The organism is Pseudomonas fortuita, assembly GCF_026898135.2.
GTDB lineage: Bacteria > Pseudomonadota > Gammaproteobacteria > Pseudomonadales > Pseudomonadaceae > Aquipseudomonas > Aquipseudomonas fortuita.
In genome coordinates, this window is sequence record NZ_CP114035.2 from 3,566,388 (window position 1) to 3,584,434 (window position 18,047).

The 18,047-nt window shown below is 60.0% G+C and carries 16 protein-coding genes; 6 read left to right on the forward strand and 10 right to left on the reverse strand.

Annotated elements, in window-relative coordinates; translation table 11 throughout:
• The first annotated feature begins 165 nt into the window (after positions 1–165).
• Positions 166–1,914, forward strand: a complete 1,749-nt coding sequence (locus OZ911_RS16310; protein ID WP_070086787.1) for a BCCT family transporter — start codon at positions 166–168, stop codon at positions 1,912–1,914.
• A gap of 128 nt (positions 1,915–2,042) precedes the next feature.
• On the opposite strand, the gene OZ911_RS16315 is transcribed toward OZ911_RS16310, so the two are convergent.
• Positions 2,043–2,522: a VOC family protein gene (locus OZ911_RS16315; protein ID WP_016487496.1), complete on the reverse strand. Its 480-nt coding sequence runs from the start codon at positions 2,520–2,522 to the stop codon at positions 2,043–2,045.
• A 125-nt stretch (positions 2,523–2,647) separates the two neighbouring features.
• The gene (locus OZ911_RS16320; RefSeq protein ID WP_070086788.1) at positions 2,648–3,991 is read right to left on the reverse strand and encodes an OprD family porin; all 1,344 of its coding nucleotides are present in this window, start codon (positions 3,989–3,991) and stop codon (positions 2,648–2,650) included.
• A 271-nt stretch (positions 3,992–4,262) separates the two neighbouring features.
• Here OZ911_RS16320 and OZ911_RS16325 point away from each other — a divergent pair, with 271 nt between their 5' ends.
• The gene (locus OZ911_RS16325; RefSeq protein WP_016487498.1) at positions 4,263–4,913 is read left to right on the forward strand and encodes a TIGR04211 family SH3 domain-containing protein; all 651 of its coding nucleotides are present in this window, start codon (positions 4,263–4,265) and stop codon (positions 4,911–4,913) included.
• A 47-nt stretch (positions 4,914–4,960) separates the two neighbouring features.
• Here the strand turns inward: OZ911_RS16325 and OZ911_RS16330 are convergent, their stop codons facing one another.
• Entirely contained in the window at positions 4,961–5,233 is a 273-nt protein-coding gene (locus OZ911_RS16330; protein WP_016487499.1) for a PA2433 domain-containing protein, read from the reverse strand.
• A gap of 111 nt (positions 5,234–5,344) precedes the next feature.
• Entirely contained in the window at positions 5,345–6,226 is an 882-nt protein-coding gene (locus OZ911_RS16335) for a LysR family transcriptional regulator (RefSeq protein ID WP_070086789.1), read from the reverse strand.
• A 120-nt stretch (positions 6,227–6,346) separates the two neighbouring features.
• On the opposite strand from OZ911_RS16335, the gene argC reads away from it, so the two are divergent.
• Positions 6,347–7,285 carry an N-acetyl-gamma-glutamyl-phosphate reductase gene (gene argC / locus OZ911_RS16340; protein ID WP_016487501.1) on the forward strand — a complete coding sequence of 313 codons (939 nt, stop codon included), beginning with the start codon at positions 6,347–6,349 and terminating at the stop codon, positions 7,283–7,285.
• Between the two features lie 81 nt (positions 7,286–7,366).
• A complete protein-coding gene (locus OZ911_RS16345) occupies positions 7,367–8,053 on the forward strand; it encodes a GNAT family N-acetyltransferase (RefSeq protein ID WP_016487502.1) in 687 nt (228 codons plus the stop codon).
• 224 nt (positions 8,054–8,277) lie between these two features.
• On the opposite strand, the gene OZ911_RS16350 is transcribed toward OZ911_RS16345, so the two are convergent.
• The 5 genes from OZ911_RS16350 to OZ911_RS16370 all read right to left on the reverse strand — a co-directional run bounded on the left by OZ911_RS16350 (position 8,278) and on the right by OZ911_RS16370 (position 12,767).
• Positions 8,278–9,033: an ABC transporter permease gene (locus OZ911_RS16350; protein WP_016487503.1), complete on the reverse strand. Its 756-nt coding sequence runs from the start codon at positions 9,031–9,033 to the stop codon at positions 8,278–8,280.
• Complete coding sequence (locus OZ911_RS16355) at positions 9,033–10,238, reverse strand: ABC transporter substrate-binding protein (protein ID WP_016487504.1); 1,206 nt, start codon at positions 10,236–10,238, stop codon at positions 9,033–9,035. The genes OZ911_RS16350 and OZ911_RS16355 overlap by 1 nt, the downstream gene beginning before the upstream one ends.
• The gene (locus OZ911_RS16360; protein WP_016487505.1) at positions 10,225–11,046 is read right to left on the reverse strand and encodes an ABC transporter ATP-binding protein; all 822 of its coding nucleotides are present in this window, start codon (positions 11,044–11,046) and stop codon (positions 10,225–10,227) included. Before OZ911_RS16360 ends, OZ911_RS16355 begins: the two co-directional genes overlap by 14 nt.
• On the reverse strand, positions 11,043–12,107 hold the full coding sequence (locus tag OZ911_RS16365; RefSeq protein ID WP_070086790.1) for an acyl-CoA dehydrogenase family protein: 1,065 nt from the start codon (positions 12,105–12,107) through the stop codon (positions 11,043–11,045). The genes OZ911_RS16360 and OZ911_RS16365 overlap by 4 nt, the downstream gene beginning before the upstream one ends.
• 99 nt (positions 12,108–12,206) lie before the next feature.
• Positions 12,207–12,767, reverse strand: coding sequence for a carboxymuconolactone decarboxylase family protein (locus OZ911_RS16370; protein WP_024717863.1), 561 nt, complete (start codon positions 12,765–12,767; stop codon positions 12,207–12,209).
• A gap of 102 nt (positions 12,768–12,869) precedes the next feature.
• On the opposite strand from OZ911_RS16370, the gene OZ911_RS16375 reads away from it, so the two are divergent.
• Positions 12,870–13,781: an AraC family transcriptional regulator gene (locus OZ911_RS16375; protein WP_016487508.1), complete on the forward strand. Its 912-nt coding sequence runs from the start codon at positions 12,870–12,872 to the stop codon at positions 13,779–13,781.
• A 650-nt stretch (positions 13,782–14,431) separates the two neighbouring features.
• Positions 14,432–17,293 (forward strand): hypothetical protein, encoded by a 2,862-nt coding sequence (locus tag OZ911_RS16380; protein WP_023047063.1) that lies wholly within the window; start codon positions 14,432–14,434, stop codon positions 17,291–17,293.
• A 155-nt stretch (positions 17,294–17,448) separates the two neighbouring features.
• Here the strand turns inward: OZ911_RS16380 and OZ911_RS16385 are convergent, their stop codons facing one another.
• Positions 17,449–17,988 carry an RrF2 family transcriptional regulator gene (locus tag OZ911_RS16385; RefSeq protein ID WP_023047062.1) on the reverse strand — a complete coding sequence of 180 codons (540 nt, stop codon included), beginning with the start codon at positions 17,986–17,988 and terminating at the stop codon, positions 17,449–17,451.
• Positions 17,989–18,047 lie beyond the last annotated feature (59 nt).

The following is an 18,047-nucleotide window of genomic DNA, read 5'->3' on the forward strand; positions in this document are numbered from 1 at the left end:
CAGGTCGCGCAATGGACGCCCCAGGACGTTTACGGGACAGGCACAGCGGTTTCGGGCACTGGATAATCGGCCGGCAATTTCCCCGCCGAGGCCGTCATCGAACTCGGTAGCCCACACAACAACAAGCCTGCGCGTCCAGGTAATCCTCAAAGGGCCTCAACATTCATGGCAAAGGAACACATCACCGAAACACTCGACCTTGGCGTGACGGACCCCTCGAAAACCGCAGAAGCCCGCCAGGACAGGCATTTCGAGGGCAAGCTCGACTGGATCGTCTTTGGTTTTACCAGCCTCCTGGCTGTCGCGTTCGTCCTCTGGGGCTTCCTCAACCAGGCCAGCCTCGCCAGCAGCGCCTCCAGCGCGCAGTCCTGGGTCATTCTCAACTTCGGCTGGTTCTTCGTGCTCACCTCCACACTTTTCGTGGTATTCGTGCTGTGGCTGGCTGCCAGCCGTTATGGCCGGGTGCCACTGGGTCGTGATGGCGAACAGCCAGAATTCCGCACGGTGTCCTGGGTGGCAATGATGTTCAGTGCCGGCATGGGCATCGGCCTGATGTTCTTTGGCGTTGCCGAGCCGCTGTCGCACTATGTGACGCCGCCCCCCGGCTCGGCCACCGGGCAGACCAGCGAGGCGATGCAGGTGGCCATGGCCACCACCCTGTTCCACTGGACGCTGCACCCCTGGGCCATGTACGCCATCGTGGGCCTGGTGATTGCCTACGGTACCTACCGCCGCGGCCGCTCGCAGCTGATTTCCGCGGCCTTCCGGCCGTTGATCGGCAAGCACGCCAACGGCCCCCTCGGCCGCCTGATCGACATGATGGCGATCTTCGCCACGCTTTTCGGCTCGGCGGCCTCGCTGGGCCTGGGTGCGCTACAGATTGCCGGCGGGCTGGAATACAACGGCTGGGTCGAAAGCCCCGGCAAGCTGTTCTACATCGCCATCATCACCCTGCTGACCATTGCCTTCGTCACCTCGGCGGTGTCCGGTGTCGGCAAGGGCATCCAGTGGCTGTCCAACACCAACATGGTGCTGGCACTGGTGCTGGCAGCGTTCGTGTTCATGGTCGGCCCTACCCTGCTCATGCTCAACCTGCTGCCGACCTCGATCGGTATCTACATCAAGATGCTGCCCGAAATGATGGCCCGCACCAACGCCAGTGACGGCGATCAGATGAACAGCTGGCTGGCCGGCTGGACCGTGTTCTACTGGGCCTGGTGGATTTCCTGGACACCGTTCGTAGGCATGTTTATCGCCCGCATCAGCCGCGGTCGTACCATCCGCCAGTTCGTCACCGGCGTGCTGCTGGTGCCCAGCCTGGTCAGCCTGGTGTGGTTCACCATTTTTGGCGGTGCTTCCATCGATGCCCTGCGCGAAGGCGCCTTCCAGCTGGCCAACGGTGCAGTCAACAGCAACCACGCGCTGTACCAGCTGCTCGACAGCTACCCGCTGGCATCGGCCTCCTCGGTACTGGTGATGATCCTGGTGGGCATCTTCTTTGTCTCCGGTGCCGATGCGGCGTCACTGGTGATGGGCACGCTGTCGGAACACGGCACCACCGCACCCTCGCGGCGCACGGTGATTTTCTGGGGCGCGCTCACCGGAACGGTGGCAGCGATCATGCTGGCGATCGGCGACCCGAGCGACCCTGGCGAGGCGCTGACCGGGCTGCAGAACCTGACCATCGTCGTGGCCTTGCCCTTTGTCGTGGTGATGGTGCTGCTGTGCCTGGCGCTGTACCGCGACCTGCGCAAAGACCCGATGATGCTGCGCCACCTGCGCGGCAACGAGCTGATCGAAAAGGCGGTGTTGTACGGGGCTGTGAAACATGGTGAGGAGTTCTACATCGTGGTGCAGGAGAAGAAGGCTTCGGTGAAAGTGGCAGCAGCAGCGAGCGAGGTGTCCGAAACCTGACACGCTAGCCTCGCGCTTCACCGCTTGATTCGGGGGCCGCCACTTGGATCCAGAAAAAACGGCCCCCTCGATCAACGATAGATCGCCCAACCAAGCCGATAACCAAAGGGCAGCAAACAGATGAGGGATCACCCCTTCAATGCCGCTGCAATCTTGGCCACATCGATTTTGCCCATCTGCATCATGGCCTCGAACGCCCGCTTTGCCGCAGCGCGGTCAGGGTGGCCGATGGCCTCTATCAGGATACGGGGGGTGATCTGCCAGGAAATCCCCCATTTGTCCTTGCACCAGCCACAAACGCTGGCCTCGCCACCGTTTGCGATAATCGCCTCCCACAAACGGTCGGTTTCGGCTTGGTCTTCGGTACTGACCTGGAATGAAAACGCCTCAGAATGTTTGAACGTAGCGCCGCCATTAAGCCCCACACAGGGTATGCCCATGACGGTGAATTCGACGGTAATGACATCGCCCTCCTTGCCCGAGGGGTAGTCTGCCGGGGCCTTGTGCAGTGCGATCAACTTGCTGTCCGGGAAAATGCTGGCATAGAAGTTGGCAGCCTGCTCGGCATCATTGTCGTACCAGAGGCAGAGGGTGTTCTTGGCAGTCATGGCCTTGCTCCATGAAGGGTATGAACCCTTGAGTCTAGCCGCACCCTTGAGCGCAAAAAAAAGCGCCCCGCACGGAGCGCCAAAACATCCACCCAAACCAAAGGAGCAAGGCTACCCAGGTGAATTCACAGGACCGACAACGGGTACTCCACGATCAGCCGCACCTCGTCCAGGTCCGACTCGAACGCCGTGGCCCGGGTGGTAGCCTGGCGTACGCGCAACGACAGGTCCTTGGCTGCGCCGGTCTGCACCACGTACTTGACCTCGATGTCACGCTCCCAGCGCTTCTGGTCGGTCAGCGGGTTGCCGTCGGCATCGCGGCGCATGTAGAAGGCGTTGGCATTGGAATAGTCGGCGTCGGTGCCTTTGCCATACCGCGTCATGAACGACAGCCCGGGAATACCATAGGCGGCCATGTTCAGGTCATAGCGCAGCATCCACGAACGTTCCTTGGGCGAGTTGAAATCGCTGTACTGGATGGAGTTGTCGAGGAAGATCGAGTCGGATTGGCGCAGGTAGTCGAAATCATCGTCGCCATTGTTGCGCTGGTGAGTCAGCGCCAGGGTGTGGGCGCCGAAGCGCACCCCCAGTTTGGCGCTCCAGATGTTGTTGTCGAAGGCGCCCAGGCGCTGCTGCCCTTCATCAACGGCTTTGTAATAGTTGAAGCCGCCAATCAACGCCAGCTCATCACTCAGGGGCCAGCTCAGGCTGGTGCCGGCGTAATACTGATTCCACACATCCTTGAGCCGGCTGCTGAACAGGCTGACACTGACATAATCGTTCAGCGTGTAGTCACCGCCGCCGTAGGCGATCCATGGCGAATCGACCGGGCCGCCGTAGAAGGTCATGAAGTTTTCCCGCAGGTCACTGGACACCGGCTGGCTCATGGCATGCAGGCGCCCGGCCTGCAGGACAAGGTCCTTGATGCTGGTATTCTCCAGGGTTACGCCCCGGAAGCTTTCCGGCAGCAGCCGTGAGTCGCCAGCGGCCACCACCGGGTTAGCAGGGAACACATCGCCTACCTTCAGCACCGTGTCGTACAGGCGCACCTTGGCGGCACCACCGAATTTGGTGTACTGGTCACGGGCCTGACCGTCGTGGTCTACCGGCAAAACATCGAACGAACTGCGCCCGCCATTGCGGCCGCCCCCGGTGTCCAGTTTGAGGCCGAGCATGGCGAACGCATCCAGGCCAACGCCTACGGTGCCCTGGGTGAAACCTGACTCGAAACGGGCAATGACAGCATGCGCCCAAGCTTCGGAATAGCCGTTATCAGGTTGTTTGCCGGGGTTGCGCGTGGGGGCTGCGGCATCGCGGTTGTCGCGGTTGAAGTAGAAGTTGCGGTTGAGCACGCTGAGCGTGCTGCCCTCGGCAAAACCCTGCGCGGGTTCGTCCGACGCCATCGCCAGGTTGCCGACGCCGGAGAGCGCCATGCACGCAGCCAGTTTCAGGGGTGATCTGCAGGTCATCCGATGCTCCTTGTACGTCGTCTTTATAGTGGTGTCGGCTGGCCGAGATTGACGGCCGGCAGATAACGGCAAGGTGATCGGCGCATTACAATTGCGTCATCGGCGGCGAAGCGCTGGGAGGGCGAGTTCTGCAACATCCTGCAGATATTTCCGACATCAGGTAGTGAACCTGCTGACAAAAAAAGGGTCATTGGCTGACGGTCAACTCACCGACCGGTTCATCGGCCCAGTCACCGGGCCTACTTTTGTCCTGTTTCAGCGAAGACCCAACATGCCCGAATCCCGCCCAACCGCTTTCGTCCTCCCTGCCCTGCGCGGCGGCCTGATTGCCGCCCTGGTGGCCCTTGCCGCGCCGGTGCACGCCGAAGAGCCCGCCAGCGACGCACGCTGGGTCAGCGACAGCCTGAGCACCTATGTGCGCAGCGGCCCCACCGACGGCCACCGCATTGTCGGTACCCTGAAGTCCGGGCAACCGCTGACCCTGCTCGGCACTCAGGGCAATTACAGCCAGGTGCGTGGGCAGAATGGCGATGTGGTATGGATACTCAGCAACGACTTGCAGGCGGTGCCGGGCCAGAACGAGCGCCTGCCGCAGCTCGATGCCCAGGTGGCAGACCTGACAGGGCAGTTGAAAACCATCGATGACAGCTGGAAGAGCCGCGTACAGGGCATGCAGGAAACCCTCGACTCACGGAAAAAGCTGATCGACGAACTGGAGGCGCGCAACAAAGCGCTGAACGAGCAGCTCGACGAGAGCCAGTCGACCCTGCGCGATACCCAGGCGCGCCTGGGTGACGAGAACAAGCAGGTGATGATGCGCTACATGGTGTATGGCGGCAGCATTGCCGGCGCGGGCTTGCTGGCGGGGCTGATCTTGCCGGCACTGACCCGGGGGCGCAGGAAGAACGACCGCTGGTTCTGACGCACCGGCCTTTTCGCGGTCCTATCCGCGAAAAGGCCGATAGGGGCTTACTTGCTACGTGCCTTGTTATAGATGGTCTTGGCTTGGTCCGCCGACGCCTGACACTGAGCCATGTCCCCCTTGCTCTGGGCCTCCTTTGCGTTTTGCAGGTGGACTTTGAAATCATGGGCCATGCCGCCATGCATCGCCTGGCCACTCGCTTTGTGGAAGTCCTCGAGTTCCTTGATCTTGGCTGCACAGTTGCTTGCCGGGTCAGCATGGGCGGCAACACTCAATACTGAAGCAATCACCAGTAAAGGTATGCATTTCATAGGCTTCATGGAACGTTCTCCTGGAAAACCGTGGGGTTCGTCGAGGTGTATTCGGCTCGACGCAGCAAAAAGCATAGTTGGCCATCACCTGCAGCGCAGCGCTTCAGCCCAGCGGTAAACCTACTGCCGCAACCGCTCCAATGCTTGCAACACATACCCCGTGGCCCGTTCCATCTGCCCCTCCCGACAGGCAATACCCAATTGCCGCCACAACCCTGGTCGCAGGGGCCGGCGCGCAATCCGCCGGTCCAACTCGCCTGCCTCGCCTTCCTGCGGCAACAACGTCGCCCCATACCCGGCGCCGACCAGGCTTTTGATCGCATCGTTGTAATTCAGCTCGATCCGCGGCTCGGGGTAAAACCCCGCTGCCGCGAACCATTCCCCGGTAACCCGTGACAGCTGGGTACTGCTGTCGTTGAGAATCAACGACCGCTGCGCCAGCCAGGCCGGCGTGACCTTCGCCGGCGGCTGCCAGTCGGCCGGTACGTAGGCCAGGATCGGGTCGCGCCGCCAGGGGGTAACAGTCAGCCCCTTGCCGGCCACCTGCGGCAAGGCCACCAGGCCGATATCCAGCGTCCCCTCACGCAATCGACCCAGCGACGCCTGGGATGTCAGCACTTGTACCTGCACGTCGATCCCCGGGTGGTCCACACGCAGGTGCTCCAGCGCCTGTGGCAGTAGGTGGGCGATAGCACCGGTAGACGCGCCAAGGCGTACCCGGCCAGTCAGCCCCTCAACCTGACGGCGCACTTCGTCCAGCGCCAGGTCGGCGTCGGCCAGCAGGCGCCGGGCACGGGCCAGCAGCGTTTCACCAATGGCCGTGGGGCGCACCTGGCCGCGGGCGCGACCAAGCAACGGGGCGCCGATACGTGCTTCCAGTTCGGCCACATGCAGGCTGATGGTAGGCGCTGCCAGGTTGAGCTGGCGGGCGGCCTCGGCAAAAGATCCCAGGTCGGCGATGGCCACCAGGGTGCGGAGGCGGTCGAGGCTGATTTCGCGCATGGTCAGTACCGGCCTGAGTGACGTGTTCAGAAAAACTGAATGTAACCGTCATCATATTCAAATTTTCATTACCAAAGCCATAGGCGAGCATAGGCCATCCTTACCCAACCGGACCCGAACATGCACACTCCTGTTGTCTTCATCGACGGCGACCAAGGCACAACCGGCCTGCAGATCCATGCTCGCCTGCAAGGCCGCAGCGACCTGCACCTGCTCACCCTGCCCGAGGCTGAGCGCAAAGACCTGCGGCGCCGCCGCGAGGCAATCAACAGCGCCGACATCGCCCTGCTGTGCCTGCCCGACGATGCCGCCCGCGAGGCCGTGGCGACGATCCACAACCCCAAGGTGCGGGTGATCGACGCCAGCTCCGCGCACCGCACCACCCCCGGCTGGGTCTATGGCCTGCCGGAACTCGACGAGCAGCAAGCCGAGCGCATCGCCCGAAGCACGCGTGTCAGCAACCCGGGCTGCTACCCCACTGGCGCCATCACCCTGCTCCGCCCCCTGGTCAAGGCCGGGTTGCTGCCAGCCGACTACCCACTGGGCATACATGCCATTTCTGGCTACTCCGGCGGTGGCCGCGCGGCGGTCGAGCGCCACGAAACCAGTACCGGCAATGCCCCGGCCCTGCAACTGTATGGGCTGGAGCTGGCACACAAGCACGTACCCGAAATCCAGCAACACGCCGGGCTGTCGGCGCGGCCGGTGTTCATGCCCGGCTACGGTGCCTACCGCCAGGGCATCGTGCTGAGTATCCCGCTGCAATTGCGCCTGCTGCCCGGCCAGGTCAGCGCCGAACAGCTGCAGGCCTGCCTGGAACAGCACTACCAGGGTGCCCGCCACGTCCAGGTTATGCCGCTGCATCAGCAAGGCACAGCCGCCAACCTTGACCCCGAAGCATTGAACGACAGCAACGACCTGCGCCTGGCGCTGTATGCCAACCCCGAGCATGGCCAGGTGCTGCTTACCGCGGTGTTCGACAACCTGGGCAAAGGCGCCTCCGGTGCGGCCGTGCAAAACCTCGACCTGATGCTCGGTGCAATACAGCAACAAGGCTGACACGGCAAAACCGGTTAAACTGTACAGCCCGCGCCAACCTGGCCCGGGCTGTATTCCCACCCGCCGGAGCCCACCCCCAAGATGTTCATCCTGAGCCGCCTCGACAGCGTGCCGCCCGAATCCTTCCAGAACCAGATCCGCGAGCTGGTGATCCACCATGTCGGCGAACTGAGCAGTGTCGCCATCACCGCCGATAACCCGCTGTACCCGCTGTACCAGTACGGCGTAGGCATGGAGGTGCACCAATACCTGCAAGCGCTGGATGGCACCCGCGGCCTTGCCGTGGCGCTGACCCTTGCCCTGGATGCCGAGGCGCCGGACCAGCTGCTGGGCTTTGCCCTGTCGTTGCCGGCCGAGGACGATGAACAGGCGTGTTCATTGGCATTTCTTGCCGTGCGCCCCAGCCATCGCCGCCAGGGCATCGCCCGTGCCCTGCTGAGCGACCTGCAGGCACGTCATGCCTGTGTGGAACTGAATGCCTTTGCCAGCCAGGTGCCGTGGTTCGAGACGATGGGCATGCAAGTGGTGGCCGCCAATGGGCCGCAGGTGCTGATGAGCAGTACCGGCCAGGCCAGTGGTGCGCTGATCGGGCGCCTGGACATTGCGCCGATTTATCAGGCAGCTGAAGTGTTGCAGATTCATACCTACCTGCTTAATCAGCAGGGAGAGGATGCAATGATCGAAGCGGAGCAGATGCGCGATGAGCGGCTGGATGAACTGGCCGCCCAGGCGCTGGAGTGCGTACACCAGCGCAAGACCGTGCATTGACCCAAGGACCGATTGGCGGGTAAACCTGCCGTTTTGGAAAAACCGCTGATTTACTGAATCAGCAGTGTCTCTGTGGGAGCGGGCTTGCCCCGCGAACACCGGCAAAGCCGGTGCCATGCACCGTGCGGTCCCCTTCGCGGGACAAGCCCGCTCCCACAATGACCGGTGTTCTCTGCCGGACAGCGCAGCCCAAGGGGCTGAGCAATCCCCCACAATGACACCTGTCAGCCATGCACCCAGCGCCGATGCAACCCACGCGCCAAGGCATCCAGCACAAACCCCAGCACGCCAATCAGCAGCACCATCGCCATCAGTTCGGAGTACGCCAGCCGGTCGCGGGTATCGAGAATGAAGTAGCCAAGCCCCGCACTCACGCCCAGCATTTCGCACGGCACCAGCACAATCCAAAGAATGCCGATGGCCAGGCGCACGCCGGTCAGCACGTGGCCGATCACCCCCGGCACGATCACCTTGCACAAGGTTTCCCAGCGCGTGGCGCTCAGGCTGCGGCTCAGTTGCAGCCAGCGTGGGTCCAGTTGCCGCACCCCTGCCGCCGTGTTCAGCAAGATCGGCCACAAGGCGGCAAACGCCAGCAGGAAGTAGATCGGCTGGTCACCCACGCCCATCAGCATCACCACCACCGGCATCCACGACAAGGGCGAGATCATGCGCAGAAACTGAAACGCCGGCGTGGTCGCCGCTTCCAGGTGCCGATAGCTGCCCACCAGCAAGCCCAACGGCACGCCAATCAGTAGCGCCAGCAGCAGCCCGACCAGAATACGTTTGAGGCTGACCCAGATGTGCCCGTAAACCTCACCCTGCCCCAACAGCTCGACCAGGCTGGCCAACGTTGCCGCCGGCGAAAAGCGCGCCGACAGCCCTTCGGCCTGGCCAAACACGGCAACACCGGCCCACCACAGCAGCATCAAAGCCAGCAACCCAGCCAGCCCAAGGCTGGCGTGTACGACATGCGTGCGCATCAGACGGCGAACTCCTCGCTACGCTCGAAGTTGTCGGCAATACCGAACACCGACGGGCCACCAACCGCAGCAATGGCATTACGCACGAAACGATCGTCGACCAGGTCGCGGGCGGTCTGCACCGGGTCCAGCCCGGCAAGGAACGCGTTGTCGCCCTCGATCAGGGTGGTTTTCAGGCGCTTGACCAGCTCTTCGGTGTAACTGGGGAACGGGTATGGCTGGAAGTCGATGCGCTTTTCGTCCCACTGCTGGTGGCGAATGGCGCCACTGGCAACGTAGCCGGCACGGTCCTCGGCGGCCGGCGCCAGCACTTTGGCCAGCACCGCGGGCTCGTGCGGGGTGTACTTGTTGGGGCCGGCCTTGGACAGCAACGCAGCGGCTTCGGCGCGGTGGTCGCGGGTCCAGTGCTGGGCCTTGACGATGGCATTGACCACCTTCTGCGACCACTCCGGGCGGTTGTTCAGGTCATGCTCATGCATGAACACCACGCAGCAGGCGTGGTTGCGCCATACATCGCCGGTAAAGCGCTGCACACGGCCAACCTTGAGGTTCTCGGCCAGGGCGTTGAACGGCTCGGCGACGATGTAGCCGGCAATGCGCTTGCTGGCCAGTGCTGGCGGCATGTCGGATGGCGGCAGCACCAGCAGGTTGACCTCGGTGGCGGCCAGCTGCGCATTGGCCGGCTTCGACACCGGCGTCAGGCCGTTGTCGTTGAGCATCTGTTGCAGCACCACATTGTGGATCGAGTACCAGAACGGGATGGCCACGGTCTTGCCACCGAGCTGTTTCATGTCGCTTATGTCGGGCGCCACGGTCAGGCCTGAGCCGCCCACATGGTTCCAGGCCACTACCTTGGCTGGCACCTTGCTGCCGTAGCGCGCCCATACAGTCATCGGCGACAGCAGGTGGATGACGTTGACCTGACCAGAGATGAACGCCTCGATCACCTGTGCCCAGCTGCGCAGCAGCACCGGGCGCTCGGCCTTGATGCCTTCGGCCTCGAACAGGCCGTTGTTATGGGCCACCAGCAACGGCGTGGCGTCGGTGATCGGCAGGTAACCGATGCGCACCGGCGCATCCGGCTCGGCAGCCGCGCGCGCCTGCAAGCTCGACAGCAACGGCAGCGCACCGGCGGCGGTGAGCATGGCCCCAAGCTTTAGAAAATCACGACGCGAAGAAGTGGAACAGCAGTCATCCATGCACATGGACAGCCTCCGAGGGCAACGGGGTTGGGGTAGGTTCGCCTGTGCGGCTTGCCCGCCGAAGGGTTTTGAGGATTTCGATGCGCAACGCGCCCAGTTCTTCGACCCGTTGGGCGCGCGGTTGCGGCAGGTCGATGTGCCACTGGCCGAGGATGTGCGCTGGGTGGTTGCCCAGTAGCAGGACCCGGTCGGACAGCAGCAGGGCTTCGTCTATATCGTGGGTGATCAGTACCGCCGCAGTGTTGTGGGTGGCGATCAGTTGCAGCAGCAGTTGCTGCATGTCGGCGCGGGTCACTTCATCCAGGGCGCCGAACGGCTCGTCCAGCAGCAGCACCTCGGGCTGGCGGGCCAGGCAGCGGGCCAGTGCGGTGCGCTGGGCCATGCCACCGGACAACTGCGCCGGGTACTGGCCACGGGCGTGGGCCAGGCCCACGGCGGCAATCGCATGGTCGATGCGCGCGCGCCGCTCGTCAGCGGCCAGCTTGGGCTGGCGGGCAAAGTCCAGGCCGAAGGCGACGTTCTTTTCCAGGTTCAGCCAGGGCAGCAGGCTCGGGTCCTGAAAGGCCACCGCCAGGCGCGGGTGCGGCCCTTGCAGGGGCTGGCCGTGCAGGCTCACGCTGCCGCCCCCGGGTTGTTGCAGGCCGGCCAGCACCCGCAGCAGGCTGGATTTACCGACACCACTGGGGCCAAGAATGCTCACCACTTCGCCCGGCGCCAACTGCAAGTCGAACTGCGCCAGCACCTGCTGCCAGCCACCCTCCCGCGGGTAGCCCAGGCTGATGCCGCGGGCTTCGAGCAACACTTCACTCATGCCGCGCCCGCCTGGCGTTGCAGTTCGGCGCGCAATTGCACCAGGCTCGGCGTCACGATCGGCACGAATGCCGACTCGCGCCAGCGGCGGGCGAAGCCTTCTCCATACTCGCTGAGGTAGGCCTTGCCGCCGCTGGCCTGCAACTCTAGCTGGACTGCATCGGCGGCACATTCAGCCAAGGTGATGCGCAGCTTGAACAAGGCCGCCGGCTGTTGCTGGAAGCGGCCTTCGAGCAGGCCCTGCTTGAGCTCGCTGACGGTGTTTTCCAGGCGCTCGCTGAGCACCTGCCGGGCTTCGTCGAGGAACGAGGCGCGACCGTGCAGGTGCGCCTGAACCTCTTCCAGCGCCCGTCGCGCCAGGCCGATGGCCATGCCGCACTGCAGCGCCAGGAATGCCGGGCGTACCCGTGGCAGGAACTCGCGCGCATTCTCGTGCAGCAGCCAGTCACGCGCCAACGGCACCTGGTGGAAGGCCAGTGCCGCCGTGTTGCTCGACTGCAGGCCCATCAGTTGCAAGTCGTCGGAGCGTTCCAGGCCCTGGGCGTCAGAAGGAATGGCCAGTACGAACGGCGCGCCGCCGGCTTCATCTTCGATGGCCGCCGCCACCACGAAGCCGCTTTTGCGCAGGTTGGTCACCCAGTGCAGGCGCCCTTCCAAGTGCCAGCCATCGGCTGCCGGCCGGCCACGCACCTGCAACGCTTCAATGCCGGAAAGGAACTTCATGGCGTTGGACAGCCCGGTGGCGCCGGCCAGCTCGCCTGTCAGCAAGCGCGGCAGCAGGCGCTCGCGCAGGGGCTGGTTGGGGCTGTGCAACAGGTATTCGATAAAGGCACGCTGGCCCCAGCAGACGAAGGCTGCGGCCAACGAGCGGCTGGCGATAGCGGCAATCGCCTCGACCGCGTTGGTCACCTGCCCGCCCGTGCCGCCCACCGCCGGGTCGACACCCACGCGCAGCAGCTGAGATTCGGCGATCTGCGCCAGCACCTGCTGCGGTTCGCACAGGCCCCGGTCGATGGCCTCGGCATTGGCATCCAGCCAGTGTCGAAATGCACAATCTTGCATGGTCTTGCTCCTTTTTGAACGCCAGGGCCGCTTTGCGGCCCATTCGCGGCACAAGGCCGCTCCTACAACGACCGCGTCAGGTCCGCGCTCACACGTGGGCTATGCAGAAGGCTGCCAGCGGTACTTGCCAAGCTCTTCGTTGAGCGGCGTCTGGGCGAAAACATTAGCAAAGTTGCAGAGGGTTGCGAGACTTACCCCCAAAATCACTTCCAGCGCGTTGCCTTCGCTGAAGCCAGCTTCACGGAAGGCCTGATAGGTGGCTTCGCCGACGTTGCCGCGAGTGTCGATCACTTCACGGGCGAAGGCGGCCAGGGTTTCGTAACGGGCATCGGGCAGTTCGCCGCGGGCACGCAGGGCATCGACTACTTCCTGCGGCAGCTTGGCCTTGTTCAGCGCCACGGCGGTGTGGCCGGCCACACAGAAGTCGCAGCCATGCCGGGTGGCGGCAATCAGCTGCACCACTTCACGCTCGGCCAGGCTCAGCTCGGACTTGCCATTGAGTGCCGAAACGGTCACGTAGGTTTCCAGCGCCGCCGGGGCGTTGGCCAGCACGCCCAGCAGGTTGGGGATGAAGCCCGAATTCTTCTGGGCATTCTCGAGAAACGGCCGGGCCGCTTCCGGAGCACTCTGCAGCGTGTGTAAAGTAATACGCGAGGACATGGAGTGGTCTCCTTTGATGGGTGTCACTACAGTCTGTTGGTTATAAGAATTACCCTCCATATTCATCAGTCGCCTTTCCTTGTTCCTGAGTCTTTGTATTAGATGATTTCGTCCAGCCACCTTGTCGATTGGTTATTAGAGGGCCTGGAGCTCGATGCCAGCCTGTTTCATGTCGGCCGCTACTGCGGTGGCTGGCACGCCAGCACCCAGGGCATGGGCCGCGCCAGCTTCCACTTGGTGGTGCAGGGCCATTGCTGGCTGCACATCGACGGCCAGCCGCAGCCGGTGCGCCTGGAAAAGGGAGATGCCGTGTTCCTGTTGCGCGACCTTGCCTATCGATTGTCCAGCGATCAGGACCCGGTCGACGCCTGTGCCCAACCGCGCCAGGCCATGCAGGCGCTGGATAGCGAAGCCAGCGACGGCGTCGGGCTGGTTTGTGGCTTCTTCCATTTCCAGTCCGGCCTGTCTTCACTGATTGTCGAAGGCTTGGCCGACTGGATCCTGCTGCGCGCCGAAGACCCCGCCGGCAGTGCGGCGCGGGCGCTGTTCGAGCTCATTCTGGAAGAATGCCGGCGGGCCGCTGGCCCGTCGCAGACGTTGCTGGAGCGCCTGACCCACCTGTTGTTCCTGTACGTGCTGCGCCAGCAGGTCATTGCCGGGCAGTCACTGGGCGGCCTGGTCGCCCTCGCCCGCCAGCCAGCGTTTGCCGGGCTGCTGGCACAGCTGATCGAAGCGCCGGGCCAGGCCTGGACGCTGGAGCGCATGGCAGCCTGCACCGGGCTTTCGCGTTCGGCTTTCTTCAAGCGTTTCAGTGAGCTGGCCGGGCAGTCACCTGGGCAGGTGCTCCTGGCATTGCGCATGCGCCTTGCCTGCCAGCTGTTGCAGGCGGGCAATACCGTCGAACAGGTGGGCGCGCAGGTGGGGTACCAATCGGTGGCGGCGTTTACCCGGGCCTTTGCCAAGGCGGTGGGCCAGCAGCCGGGGGCTTATCGGCGGCGACATGAGGGCCGCTAGGCTCTGCCTGAAAAGGGGGGTGCATTCACCGCCTAGAGCGAGCAGCGTTTGGAAGGCAGGCAGGTTGGGTTGTCGGGATAAGGACACCCTCCGCCATGCTGAGGCGTAACTGCTACGCCCTACCTTGCCCGCCATAGAGAAGAAATCAAAACAACACCCGTTGACATTCAAACGGCAGTAATTGGATTTGCGGGATTTAATACAGAACTCGGCAGTATGGGCGCATGCTTCTATTGGTTTGAGGTGTGTCTGGACAGCCGTGGCCGCAAGCTAGAGCGTTGCTGAGGCTTCACAAGCCAAAATACCCGAGGGACGACGAGTGGTTTACTGAGAGTTGAATTGCCCCTATGACCTGACATTTTTACCAGTTTCAATAGGATTAGTGTGCCTGCATAATCAAGCCTGAAGACCTCAGAAAAAATCCACGCTGGAAGATAGAACAACGTCCATCAACACGGGCGCTGGTCGCCCGGTCAAAAGCAGGACAAACGTACCAAGCGCAAAGCGGTATTAACGGAAGATCGTCATACATGAGCAATGGCTTACGCAGTATAAGTCTCGCCGATGGCCCGCCTGCATAATTCCGGCGCAGCCCCGTTATGGATACGGCCGTCAGCTACCAGGATAAATGCATAATCTGAGGATACCCCATGGAACTTTATCAGCAGTTTGACCCTTCCCATAGTGGGAATGAAAGCCTTAACTTGAGCGATTTCGCAAAAGATAGCCATGTGAGGCTATGGATAAAAGCTGAAAACACTATCAACCCTGTCTTGGAACAGGGCACCATCAAAGAGATAAATTGGAAGACAGGAAAAATAAAAATATTTAACGACACCAACAAAAAAACCAAATCAATAGACCTGAAAAAAACGCACAGCTTTAATGGAAAGTCATTTCATTTTGATGACTTCGTAAAAAACGATTTGGAAGAACTATTTATAGCCTCTGCACCATCCATCTTAAGTACGCACATCTCTCTACCCAATGAACCAATGGCAAAAATCTCAGTCCTAAATGTTGGCATATCGCCTGACAAAAATCTCATCGTGACTGGAAATAAAAAGTTTATCGACAAATTCAACACACTCTGCAAAACCCTCAACGACCTCAAAGTTATAGTTGACACGACATCAACGACGGACGACGCGTTGCACACGCTCATATGCGAGCATGCACAGCTTGACCCTGAAACAGAAATGATTTTACAAAGCGTCATCATGCATTCGGATGACTTACCGCTAGAAGGCAACGATGAGGCCGCAGAACCGAATGAGGGCACCGTCGAACAGGAAGAAGTCGACATCATCGAAGAGGAGGCTGAGGATACTGAGGAGGAAATAAGCGCCGGCGAGACACTTCCATATGGATGCAGCAAGCCATACGCGATTGACATTCATATTTATCACCCATTGAAAAACCGCGAAATAAACAGACGACACATAACCCTTAAAGGAAACGCCCCAGCAAATACACTTATTTGGCTATGCCATAACGGTTGGAAGAGAGAAGCGATATATTTCTCTGCTTTAACCACCTCGGACAGCGAGGGTAAGTGGAAAGCATCCTTAACTGTGGAAAATGGTGATCACAAAATCGCCGCGAAATACAACAAGGGCAAATCCAATGTCTGCACATGGGGCCACGACTTCAAAGTCGTTAGCTTGTGGCTCAAATATTACCCAAAACAAGATAGCGAAGCAGGTTTCCGTATTGCCGAATATCGATACAGCGCTTTCGAGCCGCCTAAAAACGATGAAGGTGTTTGGGTTGAGGTCAGAGGACATATCCCATTGCACCTGAGAAACAATCTTTACTATCACCCATTAGCGGACACCCTGACAACTTCACGTCTAAATGGCACTTTGACAGTCAGCCGATACAAGCGACAAGCAAAGCCTGAGATACCCCTTCACGCTGTCTATACAGAAGCTGATTTTCAAAAAATCAACGACAAAATAAACACCGTTTGTCAAATGAATTTTATTGGCACCTTGTACAGTTCATTCAATTGGGCGAAAGCCGCTTATGTAGCCGCCGAAGCTTTAAAAAACCCTGTGGGAGTATTTGCAACGGTCATTACCCTGCCTTTCACCTCCAACAGGGAAAGTGTTACCATCGCCTATAACATCGGTTCCTCCATCGGCTTTATCTTACAAACCCTGCTTATGCGAGTTCCTGTTGTGGGCCCGGTAGTTGCAGGATTAACCATGGCTGGCGCTGTGATTCAGGAAGTTATCAAAGTAACTGATTCAGGCACCATCACACACGACAACCTTATTGACATTAGCAGTCTCATGAAGGGCTTTGGAGATCTGGCCAACCTTGCAACACCTAAATATGGAAATCTAATTAATGAAAAAAAATTAATAGAAAATACAACCATCGACAGCAGGGGATCTCGCGACTTCATCATAACATCCAAACCATTAACTCCACTGTACGGTAATTTTTCACATGAAGCCAGAATTGTTGCAGACGATTTGGAGCTCAGAGGCATTACCTATCAAGGCGGTTATTATAGAAACTTGACCACCAACAAAGACTATATCTATGTCGATGGCAGATGGGTAAGGATTAATGGTTTCAGGAAAAATGGCTCACCCATCCCGGCAGATAAAAACGGCACATCCGTGACCAACTTGCCGACCGATATTGTAAAAGACAGTAATGGAAACTGGACCGTACTTAAATTAAGGGGAGGCGTAGGCGAAAAGACCATTCCTCTTTATCAAAACATCCGTTCTGGGTACAACCCCGAGCCACAGTTATCCTACGACCCTAATTATGTGGGCCAAGGCGCCATCCGACTTAAACTCCCTATAACTTTTGAAGAGGCCGATAATAGTGCCTTGCCGATCGCTATCGGTGCTGATGCAAGACTCCCGTCAGATCCGAGGTGGATGGGAAATGACCGAGAGCCAGGTATTTTATTGTTTGAAACGCGACGTTTTATGGTTGATTCCCCAAGGAGCAATACGTTACACGATTTTATTAATGTCACACCCACGAGCACTGAACGAGCCAGTGACAACAACAAACTCATTTCAGCGTACTGGGTGCCTCAGAACAAGTATTATGACATTCCGATTCACCCCACAGGCACGGAGCCAACCACTCTATTCACAGATAATTTCAGCGGCTGCAGTTTTGTTGTGGACCAGATAAATGACACGCAGTATCGTGTTTATCACGTCTTCAGTAAAAAAGAAAACGAACAGTACAATTTACTGAAAGAACACGGGAAAGGGCAGGTCGCGTACATACCACATACAGAATACAGCTTCTTGCACCGGCCAACAGCTGATAGCTTGCATCCCTCGCAGGACGCATGTGGCTTTATATCCATGCGATATAAAAAATACCCAAACGAAGCCCAAGGCAATTGGGTTATTACTGTCAGAAGTCAAAGCTTGCCCGTGCAAATTACGGCATCAGGTTATCACGGACAATTTAACGGCGCTCCGCCACGGCTTAATATGCATACTCCGATAACCGTCAGACCCATTTAGCGATAATGAGACGTATGACCAGCAATGATGCATACAGCGTTTTTTTTGCGCCAGCAGCGCAAGAGCCTGTGTAACTTTCGCCACATTGGCGGCGGTGCCCTGGACGTGATAAGCCATCACCGGCCTCGACACCGGCGCCAATGTGGGAATCAAAATCAAAGCTGATCCACTGCAATATCCCCAGCCCCTTTACTCTCTCGCCGCTCGGCCATCCAGGCATCGACCTGCTGCCCGAACTCGGCCGGGGCCTTGCGCCCGAAGCGCATTGCCAATGCCAGAACAGTTTGCTGCGCCAACGCCTCTTCCATGCGCTTCTGCGCCCCCAGCATCACTGCATGAATCGCACAGGTGCCTTCGGTCGCCCAAGCGGGCGGCGAGCCTTCGAACAATGTGCAGCGTTCGCGAATCTCGCGGCAATCGAAAATCTTCTTCGGCCCGTCGATGGCGTTGACGATATCCAGCACGTTGATTTCAGCCGCCGGCCGCGCCAGGCGGAAACCACCGCGCACGCCTTCGGTGGCGGCCACCAACCCGGCACGTGCCAGCTTGGTGAAGACCTTGGCCAGGTATTCCTGCGGTACGCCCTGCAACTCGGCCAGGTCGCGCACGCTGGAATCACGGCTCTCACCGCCCTCGCCTACCAGAAACAGCAGGCAATGGATGCCGTATTCGACGCCAGCACTGTAAAGGGACATATCAATCTCCGACCAGCTTTGTCGCAAATGATACGCGGGGAGTGCCAGCACGGCAAAAC